Here is a 22,561-nt window from a genome sequence, read left to right on the forward strand (position 1 = left end):
TAGAAGGAAGGTAAGGAAATGGGCCGCTATATCGTCAAACGCATGCTATCAATCATCCCTGTATTTTTATTAGCCACACTTTTTACGACTGGTATGATTCACCTTTCACCAGTTGACCCGGCTGAGGCATATTTAGCAGCGGCTCATATCCAGCCTACGGATGAAATTTTAGCGCAAAAACGAAGTGAATTTGGTTTAGACCAACCGTTTTATATGCAGTATCTTCACACCATTGAAAAAGTCATTCACCTTGATTTTGGCCAGTCGTATATGTCGAACCAGCCTGTGCTCAATGAGGTGATCTATAGAATACCAGCGACGATTCAATTGGCGCTGACTAGTCTGCTGATAGCTATTTGTGTCAGCATTCCGCTCGGCTTTTTCAGCGGCATGAGGAAAAATGGCGTCGTTGATCATATGAGCCGGCTTATTTCTTTTTTAGGAGCATCTATCCCGACGTTTGTCTTGGGGTATTTGCTCATCTTCTTTTTTTCAGTGAAGCTCGATCTTTTACCAGTTGAAGGGGTCGGAACATGGGAGCATCTCATCCTGCCGTCGATCACACTGGCCGTCCCTTTAATTGCTACGTATACAAGGCTATTACGATCAAGTGTGAGTGAGGCGCTTCAAGAGCCTTTTGTTCAATATGCGAGAATCAGAGGATTAAAGGAACGGTCGATCATGTTCAAGCATGTATTGAGAATCGCTATATCGCCAATGCTGACAGGGCTTGGGGTGAATCTTGGCAAGCTGCTGACAGGAACCATTATCGTAGAGGCGGTTTTTTCATGGCCGGGGTTTGGGCGCTTCTTTATTGAAGCGATCTTTAACCGGGATCTGCCGGTCATTCAATTCTATGTCCTCATGGCAGCATGTATCTTTATCTTGAGCAGCTTGATTGTGGACTTGCTCCAGCTGATCATTGACCCCCGTATTTCCAGAAAGGAAGGCCGCCACCCATGATGACAAAAGGAAAATATCTCTTCTCTCATCAAAAGATGATCTCGATCTGTGTGGTGCTCCTTGGTCTATTGCTGATTGTGACAGTATGTGCACCGTGGATCGCTCCACATGATCCGGCGGCTGTCAATCTAGCGATGAAGCTAAAGGGGTCTTCGTGGGAGTATCCTCTTGGGACAGATCAATTAGGCCGATGCAATTTATCTCGAATTTTATATGGTGCACGTGTTTCACTAGGCTGTGCGTTATTAATCTTTCTCTCTTCTTTATTGATTGGGTTAATCGTTGGTTTGTTGTCAGGTTATAAAGGCGGCTGGATCGATCACGTCTTGATGAGAATCTGTGACGGGATCATGGCATTCCCGAACCTGGTGCTGATTCTTGGATTAGTCGGCATCTTCGGTCCTGGACTTTCTCAAGTAGTGCTTGCCTTGATGCTGGTACAATGGGTATACTATGCTCGCGTCTTTCGAGGAATGGTGCTGAGTTTAAAAGAACAGAACTTTATTGCTGCCGCAAAAATCAGCGGGACGTCCCACTGGAACATCATGAGAAAGCATATGATTCCAAATGTCCTGCCGCCACTCGCGGTCATAGGTACACTCGAAATGGGCTGGGCGATTATGGACATTTCTGCGATGTCCTTTCTCGGATTAGGCGTTCAGCCTCCTATGCCTGAATGGGGAGCGATGATCCATGAAGGGAAGTCGTACATTCAAACGAATCCTCAGTTGATGCTGTACCCAGGTCTTGTGATCATGGCTGTCGTGGTCCTCTTTAATTTACTAGGAGAGGCCCTCTCAGAGAAATATGGTATCAAACGCCGTGTGTAAAGGAATGATCGATGTGCAAGAGTCCATTTTACAAATAGAGAACCTGCATGTGCAGACGAAAACGCCTCATGGGACAACCTCTCTTATTCAGGACGTATCGTTTGAAGTAGGGCGTGGTCAAATCGTTGGATTAATAGGTGAGAGCGGCTGCGGGAAAACGGTGACAAGTATGTCGATCTTACATATGCTTGACCGGAAAACAACGGAAGTCACTGGCAGCATCACATTACAAGGACGAGAATTGATCGGTATGAGTGAAAAGGATATGCGCTCTATTCGGGGCAAAGACATCTCATATATTATGCAAAATCCAATGAACAGCTTTACACCAGTATGGTCGATCGGTCATCAGCTGATTGAAACCATCCGCCGGCATACCGCTGTCAGTAAAAGGCAGGCACAAGCGAAGGCAATGGATGCGTTAGCGCAGATGAATCTGCCGCAGCCAGATAAGCTGTTAAACAAGTATCCCTTTGAACTAAGTGGCGGTATGCTGCAGCGTGTCATGATTGCCATGGCTGCCTGCATGCACCCGCCTCTTCTCATAGCAGATGAACCAACAACTGCTTTAGATGTACACACGCAGAAGCTGGTGCTTGAGCACCTAAACCAAATTCGTCATGAGTATGGAACTGCCATTTTGCTCATTACTCACGATCTTGGCGTCATTGCAGAAATGGCAGATCAGGTTGTCGTCATGAGACAAGGAGAAATGGTTGAAAAGGCAGAAGTGCTTGAGCTTTTTGAAAACCCCAAGCATGATTATACAAAGAAACTATTAGCAGCTCGTCCATCCATCCCAGCTGTTTGCCCGATTTGAGGTGAGAAGGCCCTTGCATTTATTAGAAGTGAAAGCAGTTAGTCATTCATACAACAGCCGGTCGTTTCTGATGAGAAAAAAAGGCGCAGACCAAGTCTTAAGCGGCGTCAATTTAATCATTGAAGAAGGCACATGCCTCGGATTGCTGGGGCAAAGCGGCGCAGGGAAAAGTACACTAGGCCGCATCATACTTGGTCTAGAGAAACCAAGAGCCGGTCAGGTCCTTTTTGAAGGGCAGGATATATATTGTGCAGATCAGCGAACACGCAAACATTATCGCCGGCATGTGCAAGCGGTGTTTCAAGATTCATATTCGGCGGTGAATCCAAGGTGGACAGTCGAACAAATTTTATCCGAGCCGCTTGAAAACTATGAAGCTATGAGCCGACAAGAACGCAAAAACGTGTTGATTCACTGGCTGGAAAGAGTCGGGCTCAGTGAAAAGGACTTGTCTAAATATCCGCATCAATTCAGCGGCGGCCAGCTGCAAAGGATCAACATCGCAAGAGCCTTATTGCTGCAGCCAAAGCTCGTCGTACTGGATGAATCCGTCAGCAGCTTAGACATGGTTACACAGGCTGTCATTTTAGATTTATTAGTAGAATTAAAGAAGGAACTGGGTGTCGCTTACTTATTTATTACACATGATATGACGGCAGCCTATCATGTAAGTGATCAATTGGCGATATTGGATCAAGGTGAACTTGTTGCTCAATTTCAATCAAAGGATGATTTCTTTTCATCAGAAGAGACAGCGGTGCAGAAAATGAGAGATGCAATGCTCGCAGACCATCCTTTGTCCCGAACAATTGGCAGACCGGTTCGGTAAATCTTCATTTCATCAACGCCTCTTTTAGAAGAGGCTATTTTTCATGAAAGGCAGGTGGCATCGTGAACCATCGAGCGTATTTAGCTTTGGCCATTCCTTTAACCATCTCAACGATGACCACTCCATTACTTGGAGCTGTTGATACAGCAGTTGTCGGTCAGCTCGCCAATCCCGCTTATATTGGAGGCGTCGCGGTTGGCAGTCTCATTTTCAGTACACTATATTGGCTCTTTGGTTTTTTGCGGGTGAGTACATCTGCTTTTGCCGCCCAGGCAAACGGGGCGCAGAGTGAGGAGCAGGGCGTACTTGCTTTTCTAAGACCTTTTTTAATCGCCATCATTGTCGGCCTTTGTTTTATTGCCCTGCAATGGCCAATTATTCAATCTGCTTTTCTAGTGATTTCTCCCGCTGCGGATGTCCGGCAATTTGCAGCAGATTATTTTCATATTCGTATTTGGGGTGCCCCGTTTACCTTGATGAATTATGTGATATTAGGGTGGCTGATGGGAATGGCAAAAATGAAAGAAGCCCTCTCTTTACAAATCTTGATCAATGTCATGAATATGGTCCTTGCCCTTCTGCTTGTTCATGTGTTTTCGTTTGCAGTCAAAGGGGTGGCGGCTGCGACATTGATATCTGAATTAACCGCCTTTGTGCTAGGCGCATGGATCATCATGAAGCATTCAAAAAACGGGTTCCAGATGCCTTCTCTTAAGAAAATCATGGATACACAGGCAGTTCAGAAAATGTTTCATGTGAATAAAGATTTGTTTATTCGGACGATTTGTCTGCTAGTGGTGATTAACATGTTTACAGCAAAAGGTGCTTCTTTTGGAACAGAGATGCTGGCGGCCAATGCCATCTTATTTCAAATTCACTACATCATGGCTTATTTGTTCGATGGTTTTGCCAATGCATCCAGCATCCTTGTGGGCAGATCAGTTGGTGCAAATGACCGTACCCTTTATGAAAGAACTTTAACTCTTTCGAGACAGTGGGCACTTGTCATGGCATGCGCCATTGCGTCGGTTTATTTTCTCTTAAAAGAGCCGATCTTGAGCTTGTTTACAAATCTTCCCCGGCTTCTTGATGTGACATTAGGCTATGCAGACTGGCTCGTTCTCTATCCGTTTGCCGCTTGTTTCGGTTTGGTCATATACGGCGTATTTACAGGTGCGACAGAAATTGCCCCTGTCAGAAATTCGATGCTGTTTGCGATGATCTTGTTTATCGTTGTTCAAGCAGCGGTCACGCCTATTTGGCACAATCACGGACTATGGTTTGCCTTTATCATCTATACTGTCGGACGGTCTGGGTTTTTGATGATGTACAAATCAAGGCTGGATCAGAAGCTTTTCGCAAATGAAAAGCACCCTTTGCCATCATGACAAAGGGTGCTCTTTTTCGTTCATTCATTCGCTTTCTTTTTTCACTTTTTGATATGCTTCATCAAGATGCTGAATACGCTTCAAGACCACAGCGTTTTTGGTCAGCTGGTCTTGTACAAGCGTGGACACCACTGAGCGGTAATAGGCATTCATGGCATGAATCTTGTCTTCATTTTGATTCATGGCGATGTGCTGTTTCAAGTTGTCAACAAAGTATGGAACGGAAAAAAGTTCAGACATGGGAATCACTCCTATTTCGTATATACGGTCCGTCAATCTTCATGTAAAATGATGAGAGGGAGGGGAGACAATGAGCCTTAATCTGCAGCAAGAACAAGTATTAAAGCAGGTGCTCACACAAGAACTCAGGCAGGCCATTACGCTGCTCCAGCTGAATAGCGCTGAGCTTGGCGAGTATCTTGACCAGTTAGCGCTTGAGAACCCTCTGATTGAGCGGAAAGACACGGACAGCTATCAACCAGTTTATCATAAAAAATCTCAAGATCGAATGACAGAGCCGTATCGAACGCATCAAAAAGAAAGCCTGCAAATGTATTTAAAGAAACAAGCTATTGATTTGAATCTAAGTGAAAAGAATCAAAGGATCTTTGACTTTATGATCGAGTCCATTGATTCCAATGGCTATTTAAATGAACCGGTTGACGAGATGGCAGCTGTCTTAGAGGTGCCAGCTGAAGAAGTAGAAGCCGTCCTTCATCAGCTTCAATCGCTAGAGCCTGCCGGTATTGGCGCAAGATCATTACAAGAATGCATTCTGCTTCAGCTGAGAAGAAAAAAGGAGCGCTGGTATGAAGCCGAGCTGATCATCGACGAGCACTTCTTTCTCTTTGCAAGAAAGGCTTGGAAGGAAATCGCGGCGAAAACAGGCGTTTCAATGAAAACACTTCAAGCGGTACAAGATGAGGTGTCGCAGCTGGAACCAAGACCGGGCATACATTTCTCATATGAAGAGGACCCTGTGTATATAGAGCCAGATGTGACGATTACTGTCGTGCAGGACCACATCACATTTGAGCTGAATCAGCGCGCTTTTCCAGACGTTGAAATGAATGAAGGATACTTCGCCATGATTCAAGACCAGAAGCGGCATGAAGCATATGTGTATCTAAAGGAAAAAGAGCAGCAATACAATTGGCTTGTCCAAGCGCTGAAGCAAAGAAAACAAACGATGACCCATGTCGTTCGTGAGATTATCTTCCATCAGACAGATTTTTTCCTTACAGGGAAACATAAAATGAAACCGCTTACGATGAAGCGGATCGCAGATATATTGCAAGTGCATGAGTCAACAGTCAGCCGAACGGTGAAAGGGAAAATGGTGCAAACCCCTTATGGTCTCATGGAAATGAAACAATTTTTCCAAGCAAAACTAGAAGGACCTTCGCTGGAAGAGGCGTCCAGCTACACAGTCAAGACGCACATCGCAGAGCTGATCCAAACGGAAAATAAGAAAAAACCGTATTCGGATCAGCAAATGATGACGCAGCTTCAGCAAACCTTTGGTATCCGTGTGTCGCGCAGAACCATTGCGAAATATCGTGAACAAATGAATCTTCCATCATCTACACTGCGGAAGCGCTATGATTGAAAAGAAGTACTTGCCAGAAACAAGGCAGGTGCTTCTTTTTTGTTGAAAGCAAGGCACACAGAAGATTTTTTGGAAATTAAATCGGGGAGACGTCTGAACGGAAATTTTGGGGTAAAGTATAAGATAGGGCATGAGCCGATAAGGATAGACAACAGTGATGAGGTGAGACCAATTGAAATATAAACAAATCAAAACCAAAAAAATATATGAAGAAATTGCGGATGCATTAATCGAATTCATTCGTACAGGTGAGCTTCTTCCGGGGGAAAAATTAGATTCGGTTCAAGCGCTCTCAGAAAGCTTTCAAGTCAGCCGTTCCGCTGTAAGAGAGGCGCTGTCTGCTCTCAAAGCGATCGGATTAATAGAGATGAAGCAAGGGGAAGGCACATATGTGAAGCAGTTCGATCCTGAACAGCTCGCATTTTCTTTATCTCCTGCATTTTTAATGAAGCAGCATGATGTCAGGCAGCTCCTTGAAGTGAGAACCATCATTGAAACAGGTGCTGTTAAAAAGGCGGCGCTGCTTCGGACGGACGATGACCTTCATCAGCTGCGTGATGCACTCGAACAAATGAAGCTGGCAGAAGCACATGAAGAAATTGGTGAAGAGGCAGATCTCACCTTCCATCTCGCCTTAGCCAAAGCCTCGAAGAATGATGTATTAAAGGTGTTAGTGAATCAAGTCTCAACCTTGTTAGTAGAAACGATGCGGGAAACGAGAAAAGTCGTATTATTCTCAACGAAAGCCTCCATTCGGCAGCTTTACGAAGAACATGAACAAATTTACAAAGCCGTCATGGCAAGGCAGCCAGAAGAAGCAGAGAAAGCGATGCTTACGCATTTGAAAAATGTAGAAAATCTGCTGGGTGATGTGCTGCAAGAACCAGCAGAACAGTCAGATACACAATAAGCTGTGCCGAATGATGGCACAGCTCTATTATTGACGAGAAATATGTAGCTTTTTCATTCGATATTGCAGACTTTGCCTGCTCATGCCCAATAACTTTGCAGTCTGTGAAATATTATCGTCCATTTTTTCTAAGTAATGGACGATGTATTGTTTTTCGAATCGCTCCATTTGGGTTTGGAAATCAGTCGTCTGTTCTGGGCTTGTATAGACAAAGGTGTCAGCAGCTGCGGTTTGCTGCAGAGAATTTGTTTGCAATTGCGCCTTAGGAGGGCCTTCCCCGTGCTTAAATCTAAAATGATAGGGTAGGTGATGCATGCTTAAGTCGTCTTCATCCATCATCATATTCATCCCCGCCTCAATCACATGCTCCAGTTCTCTTACATTGCCTGGCCAATGATACGCTTGGAAAAGGGCAAGTACCTCTTCGTCAGCCGTCTTCACCTTCATTTGAAACAGCTCATTATATTTTTGAATAAAATGATTCACAAACGTAGGAATGTCCTCTTTTCGCTCAGAAAGCGGCGGGATAAATAAGGTGACAATACCGAGCCGATAAAATAAATCCTTGCGCATGCGTCCACCTGCGATCGCATCCACAGGGTCCTCATTCATATTGGCAATGACTCTTACATCAACAGCGATTTCTTTTGTGCTGCCTAGCCTTCTCACGCGTTTCTCCTGTAAGACGCGCAGCAGTTTTGCTTGAAGAGGAGGATTTAATGAGTTGATCTCATCTAAAAGCAATGTTCCTCCTTGCGCCTGTTCAAATAAACCAGGCTGATCAGTTGCTCCCGTAAAAGCCCCTTTTTGTGTACCAAAGAGCAGACTTTCAATCAGATTATCAGGCAGTGCCGCACAATTTTGGGTAATAAATGGTCCAGATGACCGGCTGCTGCCGTTATGAATGCTTTGAGCAAACAGTTCTTTCCCAGTCCCTGTTTCGCCAACAATGAGCACATAGGAAGAGGTGCGTGTCGCTCGTTTCGCATGTTCAATCACCTCTAAAAATGCAGGGCTTTGTCCAATAATGGAATCAAAGGTAAAGCGTGTGCTTCCTTTTTTCTTCATATTGTGATGAATCAGCCGTTCCAGCTTGGTCACATCATTTGAAATTTCAACTGCCCCTTGAATGAGGCCGTCTCGAACGAGCGGGTATGTATGGTTAATCGTTGTGATTTCTTTTCCGTTGTAATTATGATACGTCTGCTTGGCATGAACGGTTTGTTTCCCGGTACGAAGCGCTTGGACAAGTGTACTGTGCATCTCATCTTGAAAGGTGAAGAAGTCGAGTACATTTTTATGGAGAACATCAGAGCGTTTTAAAGACTCAATCTCCATCATTTTTTTATTATAAACAACCGTATGGCCATTCTCGTCAATTGCATGAACCCCGACATCAATTAAATCGAGCATTTGTTTATATAAATCAATCTCATTTTCAAGCTTTGCGGCATGCAGATCTTTTTTCACTTGTGCCACCTCCTGACGTTACCTCTATTTTACATGAAAAATTTTGCGGTTTCCTCTAAAAAATTTGGCATGCGCAAAGAAATTTTGCGTAAATAATGAGGTAGACCCTCATGATCAAGCGGTCAGAAAGTTGGCACGATCCTTGCATAACATATGGATGAAGATGAACCCAATTGAAAGAAGCTACCTTACAGAAGGAGGAATAGATGATGACACAGACAAATGAATTGATTCAACAAACAGAACAATATGGAGCGGCAAACTATCATCCGCTGCCAATTGTGATTTCAGAGGCTGAGGGAGTGTGGGTGACAGACCCTGAAGGCAATCGATATATGGATATGCTCAGTGCGTATTCCGCAGTGAACCAAGGACATCGCCATCCCCGCATTATTGAAGCGCTCAAAAAACAGGCAGACCGTGTGACACTCACCTCGAGAGCTTTTCATAATGATCAGCTTGGTCCTTGGTATGAAAAAATTTGCAAACTGACGAATAAAGACATGGCACTGCCAATGAATACTGGTGCTGAGGCTGTAGAAACCGCTGTAAAAGCAGCAAGACGCTGGGGCTATGATGTTAAGGGAATCGAAGAGAATCGTGCAGAAATCATTGCGTGTGTTGGCAATTTCCATGGGAGAACGATGACGGCTGTGTCTCTTTCCTCTGAAGCAGAATACCAAAGAGGCTTCGGTCCAATGCTTCCCGGAATCAAACTGATTCCTTACGGAGATATTGAAGCGTTACGTGAAGCTATCACACCACAGACAGCGGCTTTCCTCATAGAACCGATTCAAGGAGAAGCGGGAATTGTCATGCCGCCAGAAGGCTTCTTGAAAGATGCCAAGGCGCTTTGTGAGAAAGAACATGTGCTGTTCATTGCGGATGAGATTCAAGTGGGGTTAGCACGAACAGGTAAGATGTTTGCGTGTGACTGGGAAGACATTGAGCCAGATATGCTGATCCTCGGGAAAGCTTTAGGCGGCGGCGTCTTTCCAATCTCGTGTGTCGTAGCAAACCGCGATATATTAGGCGTGTTTAACCCTGGTTCTCATGGGTCTACCTTCGGAGGAAATCCTCTTGCGTGTGCGGTGTCGCTTGCTGCACTGGATGTTTTAATCGACGAAAAGCTTGCAGCACGTTCCATGGAGCTTGGCGAATACTTCAAAGACAAACTATCACGCATTCAAAGCCCTGTGATTAAGGAAGTGCGCGGCCGCGGATTATTTATAGGAATGGAGCTGACAGAGGCAGCTAGACCTTATTGTGAAAAGCTGAAGCAAGCAGGATTGTTATGTAAAGAAACACATGAGACAGTTATCCGTTTTGCACCGCCGCTGACCATTTCAAAAGAAGATTTAGACTGGGCAATTGGTCATATTGAAGCACTGTTTCAAGCCTAAATGCCAAAGGGGGAGGAACCTTCACTTTCTCCCTTTCTTTTTCAACGAACAGCGAATTTTGTCAAAGGATGATGAATAGAAGAAGGAAAGTGGGGAAGTGGATTTGAAGCAAGAACAGCATAATGAACTAGAGCGTTCCATGAAAAGCAGACATCTCTTTATGATTGCCTTAGGCGGCGTCATCGGTACGGGCCTTTTCCTTGGATCAGGATTGATTATCCATCAGGCAGGACCTGGCGGAGCCATTCTATCGTTTATCATTGGCGGACTGTTAATGTATTTGGTCATGCTGTGTCTTGGAGAATTAGCAGTGGCGATGCCGACAGCCGGGTCCTTTCAGGAGTATGCAACCAAATATATAGGTCCATCCACAGGCTTTATGATCGGCTGGCTGTATTGGTTTAGCTGGGCGTGTACGATTGGACTGGAGTTTACGTCAGCAGGCATATTGCTCCAAAGGTGGTTCCCAGATATCCCGGTTTGGCTCTGGTGCCTAGCATTTAGCGTGATATTATTTGCCGTGAATGCCATCTCAGCTCGCAGCTTCGCTGAAACAGAATTTTGGTTTTCAGCCATTAAGGTTGCAGCCATCCTATTGTTTATTATCATCGGAATTGGCGCAATTTTCGGAATGATTCATTTAAAAGGCGGAGAACCAGCCCCTTTATTTCGTCATTTGACGGATCATGGCGGACTATTTCCTAATGGTGTTTTTGCTATTTTATTAACCATGGTCACGGTCAATTTCTCCTTTCAAGGAACAGAACTTGTAGGGATTGCAGCAGGTGAGAGTGAAAGCCCTGAAAAAACATTGCCTCGATCGATACGGAATATTATTTGGAGAACGATGGTCTTTTTCGTTTTATCAATTGCGGTTCTTGCCGCGCTTCTTCCATGGCAGACAGCAGGCACTGTTGACAGTCCGTTTGTGGTCGTGCTGGACAAGGTCGGCATCCCATATGCTGCAGATATCATGAATTTTATTATCATCACAGCTGTCTTATCTGTAGCAAACTCTGGATTATATGCATCATCACGTATGCTTTGGTCGCTTTCAAAGGACGGGAAAGGACCTGGCTTTACGAAAAAGCTGTCCAAGCGTAAAATCCCGATCAATGCATTATTGGTGACAATGGGTGTATCCGCTTTATCCCTGCTCACAAGTGTTGTGGCACCAAAAACGGTGTATGTGTGGCTCATTTCGATTTCCGGAATGGTTCTAGTTGTGGTGTGGATGTCCATTTGTTTGTCTCAGTATTTCTTTAGAAAACAATTCATAATAGCGGGTGGAGATGTAAAGGATCTCGTCTTCCGTACACCGCTCTATCCATTTGTGCCATTGGCAGGCTTCATCGCATTTGGCATCGTTCTCATCAGCCTATTCTTTATTGAGGATCAGCGGATTGGCCTTTATTGCGGCGTTCCGTTCATGGCTGTCTGCTACATCATTTATTATTTCAAAATCAAACCGAAGGAAGAGGCAAAGCGTTTCGCCGAAGAGGAAGGAACCATCCCAAAAACATAAAAGACCAACTATATCAACAAAATGTGCATGCGGATCTCACACGCATGCACATTTTCAATGGTGAATTCATTGAATATAGAAGAAAATAAATATTTTGAAAAGAAATATCATAGCAAGAACCTTGATGACAAGCAGGTTATCGGTGAAAATGTGTCTATTTTTTGTCTAAATGTGTTTGTAAGAGTTGAAAATGCAAGATTATCCTGTTAAAATAATTAAAGAAAGCAGGGATTGATTTTTTTTGGCTGTGGCGGGACGTTTTTTGTCACAGTGGGACGTTTTTAGTCCAGCGTGAAAAGAAAGGGTCGTTAGCCATGAATCGTTTATTGGAAGCTCAAAAAAAATTATTGCCAGATCTTCTCATCGTTATGCAAAAACGCTACGACATTTTGCAATACATCAGGTTAGCTGAACCAATCGGCCGCAGAAGCCTTGCGACGAGCCTAGGTCTCAGTGAGCGCATCTTAAGAGCTGAAGTTCAGTTTCTAAAAGAACAAAACCTGCTGGATGTCAAAACGAGCGGCATGATGCTGACGAGTGAAGGCCACGCTTTGCTTGAAATGCTTGAAGGAATGATGAAGGACGTTTTAGGTTTAACCTTTTTGGAAAATACATTAAAGAGGAAGTTAGGCCTAGAAGAAGTCATCATCGTTTCTGGTGACAGTGACGAATCCCCGTGGGTGAAGCAAGAAATGGGAAGAGCTGCTGTCCAATGTATGAAAAAAAGGTTTACTGGAAATAATATCGTCGCCGTCACTGGCGGAACGACGATGGAAGCCGTTGCCGAAATGATGACCCCTGATGCCAAAAACAGAGACATGATGTTTGTCCCTGCGAGAGGCGGTCTTGGGGAGAATGTAAAAAATCAGGCAAACACCATTTGTGCCCACATGGCTGAAAAAGCTTCCGGTACTTACAAACTGCTGTTTGTTCCAGGGCAGCTGTCAGAAGGTGCTTACTCTTCTATTATTGAAGAGCCGTCAGTCAAAGAAGTGCTTCACACGATTAAATCATCCACGATGCTCATTCATGGGATCGGTGAAGCAAAAACAATGGCGATGAGACGAAATACACCAGCTGAAGATTTAAAAAAGATTGATGAGCATGACGCAGTGACAGAGGCCTTTGGCTATTACTTTAATCGTGATGGTGAGGTCGTCCACAAAGTGCACTCCGTCGGCATGCAGCTAGATGATTTAGAAAGCATTCCACACATCATTGCTGTTGCAGGTGGATCATCAAAGGCAGGGGCCATTGAAGCTTATTTCAAAAAACCCCGCCGAACGGTTCTCGTCACAGACGAAGGAGCCGCAAAAGAGTTATTAAGGGAGTCAATTGATCCCTCAATATAAAACATTGTTACCTATAAAAGGAGGAAACATCATGGCAGTAAAAGTCGGTATTAACGGATTTGGACGTATTGGACGTAACGTATTTCGTGCAGCATTAAACAATCCTGAAGTTGAGGTAGTAGCGGTTAACGATCTAACAGACGCTAACATGCTTGCACACCTTTTACAATATGACTCTGTTCACGGAAAACTAGATGCAGAGGTTTCTGTAGACGGTACAAACTTAGTAGTGAACGGTAAAACAATCGAAGTATCAGCTGAGCGTGACCCTGCGAAATTAAGCTGGGGTAAACAAGGCGTAGAAATCGTTGTTGAATCTACTGGATTCTTCACAAAACGTGCAGACGCTGCAAAACACTTAGAAGCTGGCGCTAAAAAAGTCATCATCTCTGCTCCTGCTAACGAAGAAGATATCACAATCGTTATGGGTGTAAACGAAGACAAATACGATGCAGCTAGCCACGATGTCATCTCTAATGCATCTTGTACAACAAACTGCTTAGCTCCATTTGCAAAAGTACTTAACGATAAATTTGGTATCAAACGCGGTATGATGACAACTGTTCACTCATACACAAATGACCAACAAATTCTTGATCTTCCGCACAAAGACTACCGTCGTGCTCGTGCAGCTGCGGAAAACATCATCCCAACTTCTACAGGTGCTGCGAAAGCTGTTTCACTTGTATTGCCTGAACTTAAAGGTAAATTAAACGGTGGCGCTATGCGTGTTCCAACACCTAACGTTTCTTTAGTTGACCTTGTGGCTGAATTAAACCAAGATGTAACAGCTGAAGATGTAAATGCAGCACTTAAAGAAGCAGCTGAAGGAGAACTTAATGGAATCCTTGGCTACAGCGAAGAGCCATTAGTATCTGGTGACTACAATGGTAATGCAAACTCTTCAACAATCGATGCTCTTTCTACAATGGTGATGGAAGGCAGCATGGTGAAAGTCATTTCTTGGTACGATAACGAGAGTGGATATTCTCACCGCGTTGTTGACCTTGCAGCTTACATTGCAAAACAAGGTCTTTAATTTGTCACACTGAAGGAACTCACTTGGTTCTTTCCTAGAGACACGATATAATGAAGACGGACAAGGGAAGGGGAAGCATCCCTTTCCCTTTTTCTCTGTTTTTATCCGTTCTGCACGATTTCTCGTTTTGATGAGGGCAAAATGGGAAAAGGATAAAGAGAGACTTGTCCAATGCGTAAGGAAACCAGAATAAAGGAGGATCTCCTGACGAGCATGAATAAGAAATCAGTAAAAGACATTGACGTAAAAGGTAAAGTTGTGTTCTGCCGCGTAGATTTTAACGTTCCAATGAAAGACGGAGAAGTGACGGATGATACTCGTATTCGCGCAGCATTACCAACGATTGAGTATTTAACAGGACAAGGCGCAAAGGTACTGCTAGCTAGTCATTTGGGTCGTCCGAAGGGTCAAGTTACTGAAGAATTGCGTCTGACACCTGTAGCAAAACGTCTGCAAGAGCTTCTTGGACAAGAAGTGAAAAAAGCGGATGAAGCTTACGGTGACAACGTGAAAAAGCAAATCTCTGACTTAAAAGAAGGAGATGTGCTAGTGCTTGAAAACGTTCGTTTCTATCCTGGTGAAGAAAAGAACGATCCTGAACTATCAAAAGCATTTGCTGATTTAGCCGATGTGTATGTCAATGATGCGTTCGGTGCTGCACACCGTGCACATGCATCCACTGCTGGTATTGCAGCATATCTTCCGGCTGTTTCGGGCTTCCTCATGCAAAAAGAGCTTGAGGTTCTAGGAAAAGCCATTTCAAACCCTGATCGCCCATTTACAGCGATTATTGGTGGCGCAAAAGTAAAGGATAAAATCGGTGTGATTGAAAGTCTTCTTGATAAAGTGGACAACCTCATCATCGGCGGCGGACTTGCTTACACATTTGTGAAAGCACTAGGCCACGAAGTAGGAAAATCTTTATTAGAAGAAGACAAAGTCGATTTAGCGAAATCCTTTATGGACCGTGCAAAAGAAAAAGGCGTGAACTTCCTGATTCCAACAGATGTTCTGGTAGCCGACGACTTTTCAAATGATGCGAATACAAGCATTGTGCCAATCTCTGAAATTCCAAGTGATCTAGAAGCACTTGATATTGGAACAGAGACAAGAGAGAAGTACGCTGATGTTATTAAAAACAGCAAACTTGTTGTTTGGAACGGACCAATGGGTGTATTTGAAATCGACGCATTCGCTAAAGGAACAAAAGCAATCGCAGAAGCACTGGCAGAAGCAAAAGATACATATTCTGTCATTGGCGGTGGAGATTCAGCAGCAGCTGTTGAGAAATTTGGTCTTGCTGATCAGATGAGCCATATTTCTACAGGCGGCGGCGCTTCACTTGAATTTATGGAAGGCAAAGAGCTTCCAGGTGTTACTGCATTAAACGATAAATAAGACCAAAACTGCTATAAGGAAGTGTCAATCATGAGAAAACCAATTATAGCTGGGAACTGGAAAATGAACAAAACACTTGGCGAAGCAGTTAGTTTCGTTGAAGAAGTCAAGTCATCCATTCCATCTCCTGACAAAGTGGAAGCAATTGTCTGTGCGCCAGCACTTTTCCTTGAAAAGCTAAACAGCCTTTCTAACGGAACAGACCTTAAAATTGGTGCACAAAACATGCACTTTGAAGAAAATGGTGCATTCACTGGTGAAATCAGCCCTGCTGCGCTAAAAGATCTTGGCATCGGCTACTCAGTGATCGGTCATTCAGAGCGCCGTGAATTCTTCGCTGAAACAGATGAAACAGTGAACAAAAAAGCACATGCTGCATTCAAGCATGGGATCGTTCCAATTATCTGCGTAGGTGAAACGCTTGAAGAGCGTGAAGCTGGCAAAACAAATGAACTTGTCGCTGATCAAGTGAAGAAAGCACTAGCTGGTTTAACGACTCAGCAAGTCGCTGAATCTGTCATTGCATATGAGCCAATCTGGGCGATCGGTACAGGGAAATCTTCTACAGCGAAAGATGCAAACGACGTTTGCGCGCATATCCGTCAAACCGTTGCAAGCGAATATGGTCAAGAAGCGGCAGACAGCCTTCGCATTCAATATGGCGGAAGCGTGAAGCCGGCGAATATTAAAGAATATATGGCAGAATCCGATATTGACGGTGCTTTGGTAGGCGGCGCAAGCTTAGAACCTCAGTCTTTCGTTCAATTATTGGAGGAAGGTCAATATGAGTAAGAAACCAGCTGCATTAATCATCTTAGATGGATTCGGTTTAAGAGGCGAAACAGTCGGTAACGCTGTTGCCCAAGCAAAGAAACCGAACTTCGACCGCTACTGGAATGAATTCCCGCATCAAACCTTAACGGCTTCAGGTGAGGCAGTAGGCCTCCCGCAAGGTCAAATGGGGAACTCTGAAGTTGGGCATTTGAACATCGGTGCAGGACGCATTGTGTATCAAAGCTTAACAAGAGTGAATGTTGCCATTCGTGAAGGGGAATTTGAGAAAAACGAAACGTTCCTAGAGGCAATGACTTATGCAAAAGAGAACGACAAGGCCCTTCATTTATTCGGTCTCTTGTCAGACGGCGGTGTGCACAGCCACATCCAGCATCTCTTTGCCCTGCTGAAGCTGGCGAAAAAAGAAGGCTTAACAAAGGTATACATTCATGGCTTCTTAGACGGACGTGATGTTGGTCAAAAGACAGCCAAAGTGTACTTAAAACAGCTTGAAGAACAAATCAAAGAAATCGGTGTCGGAGAAGTGGCAACACTTTCTGGACGCTATTACTCAATGGACCGTGACAAACGCTGGGATCGTGTGGAGAAAGCATATCGCGCGATGGCGTATGGTGAAGGCCCAAGTTATCCAAACATTTATGATGTCGTTGATGACTCCTATGAAAATGGAATCTACGATGAATTCGTTATTCCATCTGTCATCACGAGAGAAAATGGTGAGCCAGTTGCAAAAGTAAACGACGGAGACTCTGTGATTTTCTATAACTTCCGTCCAGACCGTGCGATCCAAATTTCGAACACCTTCACAAATGAAGATTTCCGCTCATTTGACCGCGGGGAAGCACATCCGAAGGATTTACACTTCGTCTGCTTTACACACTTCAGTGAAACGGTTGATGGCTATGTTGCCTTCAAACCAGTGAATTTGGATAACACAGTAGGAGAAGTGCTAGCGCAAAATGGATTGAAACAGCTGCGGATTGCTGAAACAGAGAAATATCCTCATGTGACGTTCTTTATGAGCGGTGGACGTGAAGAAGAATTTCCTGGTGAAGACCGCATCTTGATCAATTCGCCAGATGTGGCAACCTATGACCTCAAGCCAGAAATGAGCGCTTATGAGGTAAAGGATGCACTTGTTGCAGACATCAATGCTGACAAGCATGATGCGATCATCCTGAACTTTGCTAACCCGGATATGGTTGGTCATTCAGGTATGCTCGAGCCAACAATCAAAGCCATTGAAGCAGTAGATGAGTGCTTAGGAGCTGTTGTCGACGCAATCCTAGCAAAAGGCGGACATGCCATCATCACGGCAGACCACGGTAACGCAGACGTGCTGATTACCGAAGAAGGAAAGCCGCATACTGCACATACGACAAACCCTGTTCCAGTCATCGTAACGAAAAAAGATGCAACGCTTAGAGAAGGCGGCATTCTAGCCGATCTATCTCCAACGCTTTTAGACTTACTTGGTCTTGAAAAACCAAAAGAGATGACAGGAACATCATTGATTCAGAAATAACAAATTGATTCAAAAGGAGAGAAATAACGATGCCATACATTGTTGACGTATATGCACGCGAAGTATTAGACTCTCGCGGTAATCCAACAGTTGAAGTAGAAGTTTACACAGAATCTGGCGGCTTTGGCCGTGCATTAGTACCAAGTGGTGCTTCTACTGGTGAATATGAAGCAGTAGAACTACGTGACGGAGACAAAGACCGTTACCTTGGAAAAGGTGTTCTGACAGCTGTAAACAACGTAAATGAAATCATTGCACCAGAACTTTTAGGCTTTGATGTAACAGAACAAGTAGCGATTGACAAAATGTTAATCGAACTTGATGGAACAGAAAACAAAGGGAAATTAGGCGCAAACGCAATCCTTGGCGTATCTATCGCTGTAGCACGTGCGGCTGCTGATTTCTTACAAATTCCACTTTACCAATACCTTGGTGGATTCAACTCCAAAACGCTTCCAGTGCCAATGATGAACATCGTCAACGGCGGAGAGCATGCGGATAACAACGTAGACATTCAAGAATTCATGATTATGCCTGTAGGTGCACCGAACTTCCGTGAAGCACTTCGCATGGGCGCACAAATCTTCCATAGCCTGAAATCTGTATTAAGTGCAAAAGGCTTAAACACAGCTGTAGGTGACGAAGGCGGATTCGCTCCAAACCTTGGTTCTAACGAAGAAGCACTTCAAACAATCGTAGAAGCGATTGAAAAAGCTGGTTTCAAACCAGGTGAAGAAGTGAAACTTGCAATGGATGCTGCATCTTCTGAGTTCTACAACAAAGAAGACGGTAAATATCATTTATCAGGCGAAGGTGTTGTGAAAACATCTGCTGAAATGGTTGACTGGTATGAAGATATGGTATCGAAATACCCTATCATCTCTATCGAAGACGGCCTTGATGAAAACGACTGGGAAGGTCACAAACTATTAACTGAACGCCTTGGCAGCAAGGTTCAGCTAGTAGGAGATGACTTATTCGTTACAAACACGAAGAAGCTTTCTGAAGGTATTAAAAATGGTGTCGGTAACTCTATCCTGATCAAAGTAAACCAAATCGGTACATTAACTGAAACATTTGATGCAATCGAAATGGCAAAACGTGCAGGATACACAGCAGTCATCTCTCACCGCTCTGGTGAAACAGAAGACAGCACAATTGCAGACATCGCTGTTGCAACAAACGCTGGACAAATCAAAACAGGTGCTCCGTCTCGTACGGACCGTGTGGCGAAATACAACCAATTACTTCGCATCGAAGATCAATTGGCTGAAACAGCACAATATCACGGCATTGCAACATTCTATAACTTGAATAAATAATGCCAGCTACTCGCTGCGTCCCGCTCTTTCATGAGAGCGGGACGCAGCGTTTTTTTTTGTTGAGCGAAATCCGATAGCTAATTCATTTGTCTTATCCTATTTTTGTAAAAAATCCTCCTTCAGTTAGAGAAGAAGTCAAAATCCCCTCCATTTATAAGCACTAAATCATGAAAAATCGACTAAAAATATGATCTGAAATGAACTTATGCTTTCTGTAAGGGGGTGGTATCATTTTACATATATTAGGGGGTGATGAGATGCTGAATCCTTTTAGCCTTCGTTTTCCAGTAGGTGTGTATATGTATGTCCTTCACCTATTGGCGGCATATGATGAAAGGAAGCAACGAATTCTGACTTCTAAGAATGTACAGAAAAATGCATTTTGGATTTATGTCCTTGCCGCTATATTGGGCATTATTTCACTTGGAGCATTGATTTGGGCATGTAAGACCTTTGGAAAGGGCTCCAAATTTTTAGGAGAGTTCAAATTATTAGGCATGTACGTTAAAATCCAATGCGGGTTCTAACAGGGATGAGAACAGATGCAAGGTCATCTGTTCCATCTGAAACAAACGGAGGGATATGATGCTGACATTACAATTACAAGAAAAAACGTATAGCCGCACCTTCTCTCTCCGCAATATTCAAATGAACGTGGAGAAAGGCCGGACGATGCTTCTTTTAGGGCATAATGGTGCAGGAAAGACAACGATGATCCAAGCCATGTTTGGGCTGACGCCATTTACTGGGTACGTTTCCTTACATGGCGAACAGCTGAACCTTCAATCCTCAGCTCATATTTCCCTTTTGAAAAAACATGTTTCCTATATTCCTGACGATCATGCGTTGTTCGATTATTTAACACCGAGGGAATACTTTCAATTACTTCAGCTGCCAAATGAGCAAGATGTCACACGAGAAGAGACATTCACCGATTTGTTTGAGCTGAGTCCATATATGGATCAGCCAATCGCTCAGCTGTCCCATGGCAATCAAAAGAAAACACAGATCATTTCGCAGCTCCTCAGACCATGTGATTATTATGTGTTCGACGAGCCAACAAACGGACTTGATCCAGATATGATGATCATCTTAAAAAAGGTGCTCATGAAGCTGAGAGATCAAGGCGCTGGCATTCTTATATCAACTCATCATTTGAGCTTTGGTGATACATTATATGACCATCTCATGATCTTAAGAAATGGTGACGTCAAGCTGAATATGTCCCGCCAAGAAACGACTCAGACATTTCCTCATCAGGCACTTGAAGAGATTTATAAAGAAGTGAATCGAGATTACTATATGCAGGTGGAGAGGTTACTCAATGATTTGGACACGACACGTTCTTCATAAACTAGAATGGGGCATGCTGACAACGAAAGGAAAACAGCTTGGAAAAAAATATCCTTTACAGCTTCTCGCAGCTGCCGTTTTTCTCTTACTGATCTATGCGATATACGTCGTCATTAGCCTGCGCTTTTTCATGCAGGCAGGTGAAAACGAGCCAGCTGCGCTATACCTCCAATTTGTCAAAATGTCGCTCTTACTATTAGGGGCAGGTATTGTGTTATCCCGCAATAAATTGAAGCGCCAAGAATATCAATTCTACTTTTTAAACAGTGCGATTCAGAGTGTGCCATTTATCCTTTGCGTGTATTTCTTTCCAGTGCTCTTTTGCTTCCTCATGGCTGGACTGCTTTTTTTACCGATTGTATTAGGTCTTTTGATCACGGGTGTCACCCCATCTCTGTATTGGATCATCGTTGTTTGCATCACTTGCTGCATATTGGCGCTGTATACGCTCGCTTCTTGGATGCTGCTGCGGATCGGTGTGAGCCATTTCGTATCAAAAACAAAAGAGCATTTGCTGCTTCAAACGATCGGCTTTGGGGCGCTTCATGTACTAATATTTCTCCTTTTTCAAAAAGCGGTGGAGATGATCCATGTATGGCCGGCTGTCTATCTGTTGTTACTTGTCATCATCCTAAGCGCTGGATGGCTATGGGTGAAGGGTTTAGCAGCTTGCTATGTTCATCAGATGTTTTTGCAGCTGAAAACAGAGGTGAAGTCGTTTTCCTACCAGAAAATCAGAACGCACTCTTCCTTTCTGACACATCTGCGGCAGGAATTGGTCTATTTCAGCCGATCAGCTGTTTTTAAAGAGCAAGGCATTTTGTTTCTCTTTCTCATTTGTTTGACGGTGGGGCTGCCATTTGTTTTTACACCGGCAGAAACTGGCTGGCTGTATGCCTTTATTGTGCAGTTTGCGTTAAAGGAAATATTGATCATGCTTCCGCTGATGATTGGCAGGGAATATCATATCAATCAAAGGGCCATCTTTATGTTAAATACATCAAAGGGCGCTTATTTAATGTCGAGAATGTTATTTTATTACACCATTAATCTGCTGACATATTTTGTGTATATTGGGCTTGCCTATTTGGTGATCGGTATTGAAAGTGAAGGTCATGGATTGGCGAGTTTGTCCATTTTATTGATTACCGCCATGGCGGCCTGTACAGGGTTTGTCGTGAAAATCAGTGATTTTAATAAGCTGTTTGTGATCGTGTTGATGATTGCTGTATTCAGCTTTATCGATATGCTTTTATTAGAATGGCTTTCATATGATGTGTCTCTTCTCGCCACCGCTTATCTGCTTGGTTCACTTGCCTTTTTCAGTTGTATATATGCTGCGATGTTAAAAAGGCCTGTATTGCGATGATGGGGCTTGTCATTAGTTTACTAGCTGTTGTGCTAATTCACGAACTCGGTCATATGCTGATGATCATGGTGTGTAACAAACTCGAAAAAAGGCAGCTCTTTGATTTTGTGGTAACGATTGATTGGAAGCAAGTGGCGATCGTCCATGAGACATTTGACCGGCCGAGCTTTAATCTGATGGTGGCACTTGCGGGTCCGCTGTTTCCGGTGCTCTGCTCGAGTGTGCTTTTTTTGATGTGGAAGCATCCGGTGAGTCATCAGCTGCTGTTTTTTTCTTTACTGAACACTGTGATGCTGCATCCAGCTTGCCCAGACGGGAAAAATATCACAGCCAGTTTAAAAGAGATGAAGGAGAGAAAAAGATGATCAAAGTATTTCATTCGTTTTCTAGCGGCTTAACACTTGCAATGCTGTATATATTTGCTGTGTTTATGACCCCTGTCTTTTTAATGCTGCTAGAAGTCAATCATGTTGAATCAAGTCCGACACTGTTTGGCATGCCATTTTATATCATGAAAATTGAAGAGTATCAATTCAGCTCAGAGGCGACGCTTTTTGGATGCGTTGTCTGCTTTTTAGCTGGCGCTGTGCTCTACTTTTTCATTCAATATGTGATTCAAGCTGTGAAAAAGCGAAGAGCATAAAAAAAGCAGGCTGAGCAA

22 protein-coding genes are annotated in these 22,561 nt (G+C 43.8%); 20 read left to right on the forward strand and 2 right to left on the reverse strand.

What is annotated here, in order from left to right; translation table 11 throughout:
* The first annotated feature begins 18 nt into the window (after positions 1–18).
* From nikB to ACSSTM_RS14855, 5 genes are all read left to right on the forward strand, one after another.
* Positions 19–963, forward strand: a complete 945-nt coding sequence (gene nikB, locus ACSSTM_RS14835; protein WP_095285770.1) for a nickel ABC transporter permease subunit NikB — start codon at positions 19–21, stop codon at positions 961–963.
* Entirely contained in the window at positions 960–1,793 is an 834-nt protein-coding gene (gene nikC / locus ACSSTM_RS14840; RefSeq protein WP_034660032.1) for a nickel ABC transporter permease subunit NikC, read from the forward strand. The genes nikB and nikC overlap by 4 nt, the downstream gene beginning before the upstream one ends.
* 4 nt (positions 1,794–1,797) lie before the next feature.
* Positions 1,798–2,613, forward strand: a complete 816-nt coding sequence (locus tag ACSSTM_RS14845) for an ABC transporter ATP-binding protein (protein ID WP_170938419.1) — start codon at positions 1,798–1,800, stop codon at positions 2,611–2,613.
* Between the two features lie 13 nt (positions 2,614–2,626).
* Positions 2,627–3,442, forward strand: a complete 816-nt coding sequence (gene nikE, locus ACSSTM_RS14850) for a nickel import ATP-binding protein NikE (RefSeq protein WP_034660031.1) — start codon at positions 2,627–2,629, stop codon at positions 3,440–3,442.
* Positions 3,443–3,504: 62 nt separating this feature from the next.
* Positions 3,505–4,830: an MATE family efflux transporter gene (locus tag ACSSTM_RS14855; RefSeq protein WP_034660030.1), complete on the forward strand. Its 1,326-nt coding sequence runs from the start codon at positions 3,505–3,507 to the stop codon at positions 4,828–4,830.
* 24 nt (positions 4,831–4,854) lie between these two features.
* Here ACSSTM_RS14855 and yvfG read toward each other — a convergent pair whose 3' ends face one another.
* Positions 4,855–5,070, reverse strand: a complete 216-nt coding sequence (gene yvfG / locus ACSSTM_RS14860) for a protein YvfG (protein WP_003213121.1) — start codon at positions 5,068–5,070, stop codon at positions 4,855–4,857.
* Positions 5,071–5,140: 70 nt separating this feature from the next.
* Between yvfG and rpoN the strand changes: the two genes are divergently transcribed.
* Positions 5,141–6,439 (forward strand): RNA polymerase factor sigma-54, encoded by a 1,299-nt coding sequence (rpoN, locus tag ACSSTM_RS14865; protein WP_034660029.1) that lies wholly within the window; start codon positions 5,141–5,143, stop codon positions 6,437–6,439.
* Positions 6,440–6,611: 172 nt separating this feature from the next.
* The gene (locus ACSSTM_RS14870) at positions 6,612–7,349 is read left to right on the forward strand and encodes a FadR/GntR family transcriptional regulator (RefSeq protein WP_095285771.1); all 738 of its coding nucleotides are present in this window, start codon (positions 6,612–6,614) and stop codon (positions 7,347–7,349) included.
* 27 nt (positions 7,350–7,376) lie between these two features.
* Here ACSSTM_RS14870 and ACSSTM_RS14875 read toward each other — a convergent pair whose 3' ends face one another.
* Entirely contained in the window at positions 7,377–8,819 is a 1,443-nt protein-coding gene (locus tag ACSSTM_RS14875) for a sigma-54 interaction domain-containing protein (protein WP_095285772.1), read from the reverse strand.
* Positions 8,820–9,028: 209 nt separating this feature from the next.
* Between ACSSTM_RS14875 and ACSSTM_RS14880 the strand changes: the two genes are divergently transcribed.
* The 13 genes from ACSSTM_RS14880 to ACSSTM_RS14940 all read left to right on the forward strand — a co-directional run bounded on the left by ACSSTM_RS14880 (position 9,029) and on the right by ACSSTM_RS14940 (position 22,543).
* Positions 9,029–10,222: an ornithine--oxo-acid transaminase gene (locus tag ACSSTM_RS14880; RefSeq protein ID WP_066030356.1), complete on the forward strand. Its 1,194-nt coding sequence runs from the start codon at positions 9,029–9,031 to the stop codon at positions 10,220–10,222.
* Between the two features lie 139 nt (positions 10,223–10,361).
* On the forward strand, positions 10,362–11,747 hold the full coding sequence (locus tag ACSSTM_RS14885; RefSeq protein WP_045210184.1) for an amino acid permease: 1,386 nt from the start codon (positions 10,362–10,364) through the stop codon (positions 11,745–11,747).
* Between the two features lie 314 nt (positions 11,748–12,061).
* Complete coding sequence (locus ACSSTM_RS14890; protein WP_106036508.1) at positions 12,062–13,099, forward strand: sugar-binding transcriptional regulator; 1,038 nt, start codon at positions 12,062–12,064, stop codon at positions 13,097–13,099.
* A 31-nt stretch (positions 13,100–13,130) separates the two neighbouring features.
* Complete coding sequence (gap, locus tag ACSSTM_RS14895; RefSeq protein WP_012011304.1) at positions 13,131–14,138, forward strand: type I glyceraldehyde-3-phosphate dehydrogenase; 1,008 nt, start codon at positions 13,131–13,133, stop codon at positions 14,136–14,138.
* A 213-nt stretch (positions 14,139–14,351) separates the two neighbouring features.
* The gene (locus ACSSTM_RS14900; protein ID WP_034660025.1) at positions 14,352–15,536 is read left to right on the forward strand and encodes a phosphoglycerate kinase; all 1,185 of its coding nucleotides are present in this window, start codon (positions 14,352–14,354) and stop codon (positions 15,534–15,536) included.
* A gap of 30 nt (positions 15,537–15,566) precedes the next feature.
* Positions 15,567–16,328 (forward strand): triose-phosphate isomerase, encoded by a 762-nt coding sequence (tpiA, locus tag ACSSTM_RS14905; protein WP_034660024.1) that lies wholly within the window; start codon positions 15,567–15,569, stop codon positions 16,326–16,328.
* On the forward strand, positions 16,321–17,856 hold the full coding sequence (gpmI, locus tag ACSSTM_RS14910) for a 2,3-bisphosphoglycerate-independent phosphoglycerate mutase (RefSeq protein WP_034660023.1): 1,536 nt from the start codon (positions 16,321–16,323) through the stop codon (positions 17,854–17,856). Before tpiA ends, gpmI begins: the two co-directional genes overlap by 8 nt.
* Positions 17,857–17,885: 29 nt before the next feature.
* Positions 17,886–19,178, forward strand: coding sequence for a phosphopyruvate hydratase (gene eno, locus ACSSTM_RS14915; protein ID WP_003212752.1), 1,293 nt, complete (start codon positions 17,886–17,888; stop codon positions 19,176–19,178).
* 257 nt (positions 19,179–19,435) lie between these two features.
* The gene (locus tag ACSSTM_RS14920) at positions 19,436–19,705 is read left to right on the forward strand and encodes a hypothetical protein (RefSeq protein WP_034660022.1); all 270 of its coding nucleotides are present in this window, start codon (positions 19,436–19,438) and stop codon (positions 19,703–19,705) included.
* 58 nt (positions 19,706–19,763) lie between these two features.
* Positions 19,764–20,531, forward strand: a complete 768-nt coding sequence (locus tag ACSSTM_RS14925) for an ATP-binding cassette domain-containing protein (protein WP_034660021.1) — start codon at positions 19,764–19,766, stop codon at positions 20,529–20,531.
* Entirely contained in the window at positions 20,503–21,900 is a 1,398-nt protein-coding gene (locus ACSSTM_RS14930) for a hypothetical protein (protein ID WP_034660020.1), read from the forward strand. Before ACSSTM_RS14925 ends, ACSSTM_RS14930 begins: the two co-directional genes overlap by 29 nt.
* Positions 21,897–22,265, forward strand: coding sequence for a hypothetical protein (locus ACSSTM_RS14935; protein WP_309415762.1), 369 nt, complete (start codon positions 21,897–21,899; stop codon positions 22,263–22,265). The genes ACSSTM_RS14930 and ACSSTM_RS14935 overlap by 4 nt, the downstream gene beginning before the upstream one ends.
* Positions 22,262–22,543 (forward strand): hypothetical protein, encoded by a 282-nt coding sequence (locus tag ACSSTM_RS14940; protein ID WP_034660018.1) that lies wholly within the window; start codon positions 22,262–22,264, stop codon positions 22,541–22,543. Before ACSSTM_RS14935 ends, ACSSTM_RS14940 begins: the two co-directional genes overlap by 4 nt.
* Positions 22,544–22,561 lie beyond the last annotated feature (18 nt).

Origin of the sequence: Bacillus sp. RK1064, from assembly GCF_051488405.1 — a bacterium.
Lineage (GTDB): Bacteria > Bacillota > Bacilli > Bacillales > Bacillaceae > Bacillus.